Origin of the sequence: Kocuria sp., from assembly GCF_030536815.1 — a bacterium.
In the GTDB taxonomy this organism is placed as follows: Bacteria; Actinomycetota; Actinomycetes; order Actinomycetales; family Micrococcaceae; genus Kocuria; species Kocuria gwangalliensis.
This window is the reverse complement of the sequence record NZ_JAUNPE010000139.1, coordinates 1-5787: the sequence shown is the minus strand read 5'-3', so window position 1 is coordinate 5787 and position 5787 is coordinate 1. Positions and strand designations below refer to the sequence as shown.

The following is a 5787-nucleotide window of genomic DNA, read 5'->3' as shown; positions in this document are numbered from 1 at the left end:
CATCTGAGGCGGAGGTTCGCACACCTGGACATTTGAGGCGCAAGTTCGCACAAACGGGGCCGATTTTCTGCGTACCTCTGCCCAGAATGTTCACTGCATGTCCACCGCCGCTGCCGCACCGTGGATCACGGCCCCGGTGGCAATGGCGCGCGTGCATACCTTGGCCCTGTTCTAGAGTGGTGCGGGTGACTGAGAATGCAACGGCTGCCGCCGATCCCTTTGACATTGCCCGCCGTGCCGCTGACGCCATCCGCGAGCGCACCGGGGTGGAGAACCACCGCATTGCCCTGACCCTCGGTTCCGGGTGGGGTGAGGCCGCCGAACTCATTGGTGAGACCGAACAGGAAATCCCCGCCACGGAGATCCCCGGTTTCTCCCGTCCTGCGTTGGAAGGCCACGTGGGGACGTTGCGCTCGATCAAGTTGGCCGGCGGCGATCACGCCCTGGTCATTGGTGCCCGCACTCATTTCTACGAGGGCAAGGGTGTGCGCGCTGTGGCCCACGGTGTGCGCACCGCCGCCGCCGCGGGTACCGAGATCATGATTCTCACCAATGGTTGCGGCGGTCTGAATCCCGCGTGGCAGCCCGGCACCCCGGTGCTGATCAGCGATCACATCAACCTCACCGCCACGTCCCCGCTAGAGGGTGCCACGTTCGTTGACCTGACCGACCTGTATTCATCGCGCATCCGCGAACTTGCCCGCGAGGTCGATCCCAGCATGGACGAGGGTGTCTATGCGCAGTTCCCCGGCCCGCACTACGAGACCCCGGCCGAGGTGCAAATGGCCAAGGTTCTCGGTGCGGACCTGGTGGGCATGTCCACCGCCCTGGAGGCCATTGCGGCCCGTCATGCCGGCATGGAGGTCTTCGGCATGTCCCTGGTGACCAACCTCGCCGCGGGTATCAGCGAGACCGCGCTCTCCCACGAGGAAGTCCTCGAAGCCGGCGCCGCGGCGGGCCCGCGCATCTCGCGTTTGCTCGCGGACATCGTGGCCAAGCTCTGACGCCCCATTGCGGTCTGTGGGCCGACCACCATCAACGGCCGGAACCTTCTCCCGGCAGGCGACGGCGCACGCATTCCGTAACTGACGGAATGTCAGCAAGGAGACGGGCAACCGTCTAGACTGGGCGAAGAATTCATTACCCCTCGCGGTTGCAGTCTGAAAGGGTGCACTCATGGTCAGAAGAGATGAAGCCTCCGTCAACGAGCAGGAGACTACTCGTCGCTCGGCCGAACCCGGAAGCCACTCGGTCAAGTCCCGCAGGTTCTCGGGCGAGGGCGAAACGGTCAAGAACCTGATTATGCTCATCGGCGGCATGATCACCATTGTGGCCAGCTTCTGGCTGTTCGCCAGCTACCCCAATAGTTTCTGGTTGTTCCTGCTGGGCATCCTCGCGTACGGTTTGGCGTTGTTCGTTCCGACCGCGCTGATCTCCGGATCCACCGCCAAGCATTCCGCCGGCGGCACCGATGTCACCCTGGATCTGCCCCGCGGACCACATGAGATGGCACAGCGCCCCAACGTGCCCAACCAGGCGCAGGTCAACCACTAAGTTTCACTGCTAAGAACCCCGTCACCGGATTTCGGTGGCGGGGTTCTTGCGTGCTCGGGTCCTTTGATTGGTGCCATCGACCCACCACGATCGCGAAACCGGGAAGAACTTAGAGACGGTTCGCCCAACGCGCCGCCGATTGGTGGACAAACCCGTCTCGTGGTTGTCCACACTTACGCGGATTTGCCTTCCATTCCGCGTTTTCCCCTGGCTCCTGCACCCGTTCAGGCGCATAGTGAGTATCCGGGACGGTGAGGGGACCCTCCCGGGGAGAACACGTTATGGGGCAGATTCAATTGAGCGAAAATATGATCCATAGGCAGAGCACGGCACACGACTCGCATGGTTCGCGGGCCGCCACGATATTGACAACCATGGTGACGCTGCTGATCCTGCTGGCCTTGGGCGCGCTGGTGCTCCACTACGTTGCGAATGCACGCCCGCAGGTGGCCACCGCCGCGCCCGCACCGCACAGTCTTTCTGCCGTGCACTACCCGGCGCAGGCGGCAGCTTAGTCCTGACCGCTGTTCTGCTGGGCCACGGGGAAGATCGAGTCCAGGACCTCCCGGGCCCACGCCAGAATCGCCTCGTCCAGGAGATCCTTGCCGCCGATCCGGTCCGTCTTGGGCTTGGGAATCAGCACCATGTGTCGATCGGTTCCCGGGATCGCCTTGATCTGCGCGCCCTGATACATCCGCTTGAGCCGCATTTCCCGAGACTCCGGCAGATCGGCGGGAGCGAACCGGATCATGGTGCCCTGGGTGGCCACGTCCGAGAGTCCTGATGCACGAGCCAAAATGCGCAGACGTGCCACGTCCAGCAGGTTCTTGACCGGGGTGGGCAGTGGTCCGTAACGATCCTGAAGTTCCTCACCGGCCTCCACCACGGCCTCTTCCGTGGCCGCGTTGGCAATGGTGCGGTAGGCCTCCAGGCGCAGCCGCTCCCCCGGCACGTAGTCGTGCGGCAAGTGGGCATTCACGGGCAGCTCGATCTTCATTTCCGACGGCGCCTGGTCCTGATCGCCGCGGTACTCGGCCACGGCCTCGCCCACGAGACGCAAGTACATGTCGAAACCGACGCCGGCGATATGACCGGACTGTTCACCGCCCAGCAGGTTGCCCGCACCGCGGATCTCCAGGTCCTTCATGGCCAGCTGCATACCCGAACCGAGTTCGTTGTGCGCGGCCACGGCCTTGAGCCGTTCCAGCGCGGTTTCACTCAAAGGCTTTTCGGCCGGATACAAGAAATAGGCGTAGGCGCGTTCACGGCCTCGGCCCACACGGCCGCGCAGCTGATGCAGCTGCGACAGGCCGTAGCGGTCCGCCCCGTCCACGATCAACGTGTTGGCGTTGGCGATGTCCAGACCGGTTTCCACAATGGTGGTGCACACCAGCACGTCGAACTTCTTTTCCCAGAAGTCCACGATGATCTGCTCCAGGCGGGACTCCGTCATCTGACCGTGGGCCACGGCAATGCGCGCCTCGGGCACCAGCTCGGCGAGCGCCTTGGCCTGCGCGTCAATGGAGGAGACCCTGTTGTGAATGAAAAACACCTGGCCCTCGCGCATCAGCTCACGCCGGATGGCCGCGGAGACCTGCTTCTGCGTGTACGGACCCACGTAGGTGAGCACGGGGTGGCGTTCCTCGGGCGGGGTGGCCAGGGTGGAGGTCTCGCGAATACCCGTCATGGACATCTCCAGGGTGCGGGGAATGGGCGTGGCGGACATCGCCAGCACGTCCACGTCCGTGCGCATGGCCTTGAGTTTCTCCTTGTGCTCCACGCCGAAGCGTTGTTCCTCGTCAATGATCACCAGGCCCAGGTTCTTGAACTGCATTTCCTTGCTCAGCAGCCGGTGGGTGCCGATCACCACGTCCACGGCGCCTGAGCGCAGTCCCTCCAGGGTCACCTTGGACTCCTTGGCGGTCTGGAATCGGGACAGCGTGGCCAGGCGCACCGGGAATCCGGAGAACCGTTCGGCAAATGTTTCGGTGTGTTGCTGGGCCAGCAGGGTGGTGGGCACCAGAATGGCCACCTGCTTACCGTCCTGCACGGCCTTGAACGCCGCGCGCACCGCAACCTCGGTCTTGCCGTAACCCACGTCGCCGGAGATCAACCGGTCCATGGGAATGGGCCGTTCCATGTCCGCCTTGACCTCGTCGATCGTGGTCAGCTGGTCCGGGGTTTCGATGTACGGGAACGCCTGCTCCAGCTCACGCTGCCACGGGGTGTCCGGACCGAAGGGATGCCCCTTGGACGCCATGCGCGCCGAGTACAGCCGGATCAGCTCGTTGGCGATCTCCTTGACGGCCCTCTTGGCGCTGCGCTTGGTCTTGTTCCAGTCCGAGCCGCCCATCTTCGACAACGACGGCGCTTCCCCGCCCACGTACGTGCTCACCTGGTCGAGCTGGTCGGTGGGAACGAACAGTCGGTCACGCGGACCGTTGCGCTTGGAGGGGGCGTACTCGAGCACGAGGTACTCGCGCATGGGCTTGGGCTGACCCGGGGTGATCATGGCACCGGCAATCGGGCGCTGCACGAGTTCAATGAACTGCCCGATGCCGTGTTGTTCGTGCACCACGTAATCGCCCTTCTGCAGGGTGAGGGGGTCCACCTGGTTGCGTTTACGCCGCTGGGGCAGTTTGCGCATCTCACGCGTGGTGTATGCGGTGGAACGTCCCAGGACGTCTGCCTCGGTGAGCAGCGCGATGCGGGGGCCTTCGAACACGAAGCCCCTGCCCGCGCGGGCGGTGGTGAGTTCCACCAGCCCCGCCTCCGGCGCCTCGTCAATGGCGTCGAAGCGAGCGGCCGGGATCTGCGCCCCGTGTAGGAGTTCGCTGAGCCGGTCGAGCGGCCCGGGGCCGTCGGTGACCAGCACGACCCGCCAGCCTTCGCTCATCCGCTCGGCCAAAAACCGGAGCATGGCCTCGACATCGCCGGAGAACCGCGTGGGTTCGCGCGCCGCGACGTTGAGTGTGTCCGCGTCCGTGTCGGCCAGGCGGACTTCTTCGTCCGTGGAATCGGCGTCGATATCACCCGCGCTCACGGCATTCACATTGAGCCCGGTGATTGACCACCAGCCCACCGAGTGATCCAGGGCGAGCTGACGGGTCTCGGCTATCTCGTGGAAGGACCCCGCCGCCAGACTGCGCTCGTGACCGTCCTCGGACTCCACGGCGGTGTTGAGGTCCAGGGGCGCCTCGCTGCCACCGGAGGCCGATTCCCACGCCGCCATGAGGAATTCTTGGTTGGTCGCGACCAGATCGTGGGCGCGGGCGCGCACCTTTTCGGGCTCGATCACCACGGTCATGGAGCCCTGGGGCACCAGAGACAGCATTGGGACCATGTCATCCGCGAGCAGCGGGGCGAGGGATTCCATGCCCTCCACGTACTGGCCACCGGCAATGCGCTCCAGGATCTCGCGGCCGCCGGGCAGCTGGTCCTTGAGCTTGGCCGCCCGGGACATGACCGTGGGGGTGATCAGTAGTTCGCGGCAGGGTGATGCCACGATGCGGGTGGGATGTTCGGTGCCGGTCACCGTGCGCTGATCGGCCACCGCGAACCAGCGCATCTCGTCCAGCTCGTCACCGAAGAATTCCAGCCGCACCGGGTGGTCCTCGGTGGGCGGGAAGACGTCAATGATGCCTCCGCGCACCGCGAACTCACCGCGCTTGGTCACCATGTCCACCCGGGAGTACGCGGCGTCGGCCAGATCCTTGATGAGCTGGTCGAAGGCGTATTCCTCGCCGGCCACCAGGGTCACGGGCTGCATGTCCCCCAGCCCGGCCACCACCGGTTGCAGCACGGAACGCACCGGGGCCACGATCACTCGCAGCGGGGCCGCGTTCGATTCCGGGTGCGCCAGTTTGCGCAGAACGCTCAACCGCTGACCAACGGTGTCCGAGCGTGGTGAGAGCCGTTCGTGGGGCAGGGTCTCCCAGGACGGGAAATTCATGACCTGATCCGCCGGGATGTAGGAGGCCAACGCGGCCTGCAGGTCCTCCGCCTCACGCCCGGTCGCGGTGACCACGACCGTCACGGGGGCGGGCGCGGCGGGCGAGCCCGCGGCGTCGTTGTTCACACCCGCCACGATCTGCGCCAGAATGGGCGCCCGGAGGCCGTCCGGGGCGCTGATGATCGTCTCGCTCGAACGTTCGGCCGGCGGGCGGGCTGCCTGCGCCAAGATGTTGGCGAACGTGCGGTCCTCGGTGAGCGCGGTGTGCAAACCGGTCAGGG

4 protein-coding genes are annotated in these 5787 nt (G+C 65.2%); 3 read left to right on the top strand and 1 reads right to left on the bottom strand.

From position 1 onward, the window contains the following. Window positions 1-185 precede the first annotated feature (185 nt). The 3 genes from Q4E95_RS10725 to Q4E95_RS10715 all read left to right on the top strand — a co-directional run bounded on the left by Q4E95_RS10725 (window position 186) and on the right by Q4E95_RS10715 (window position 2069). Complete coding sequence (locus Q4E95_RS10725; protein ID WP_303383301.1) at window positions 186-1004, top strand: purine-nucleoside phosphorylase; 819 nt, start codon at window positions 186-188, stop codon at window positions 1002-1004. Window positions 1005-1176: 172 nt separating this feature from the next. Then, window positions 1177-1554: a hypothetical protein gene (locus Q4E95_RS10720; protein ID WP_303383300.1), complete on the top strand. Its 378-nt coding sequence runs from the start codon at window positions 1177-1179 to the stop codon at window positions 1552-1554. Window positions 1555-1835: 281 nt separating this feature from the next. Next, window positions 1836-2069, top strand: a complete 234-nt coding sequence (locus Q4E95_RS10715) for a hypothetical protein (protein ID WP_303383299.1) — start codon at window positions 1836-1838, stop codon at window positions 2067-2069. On the opposite strand, the gene mfd is transcribed toward Q4E95_RS10715, so the two are convergent. Beyond that, window positions 2066-5785, bottom strand: a complete 3720-nt coding sequence (gene mfd / locus Q4E95_RS10710; RefSeq protein WP_303383298.1) for a transcription-repair coupling factor — start codon at window positions 5783-5785, stop codon at window positions 2066-2068. The genes Q4E95_RS10715 and mfd overlap by 4 nt on opposite strands. Between the last annotated feature and the right edge of the window lie 2 nt (window positions 5786-5787).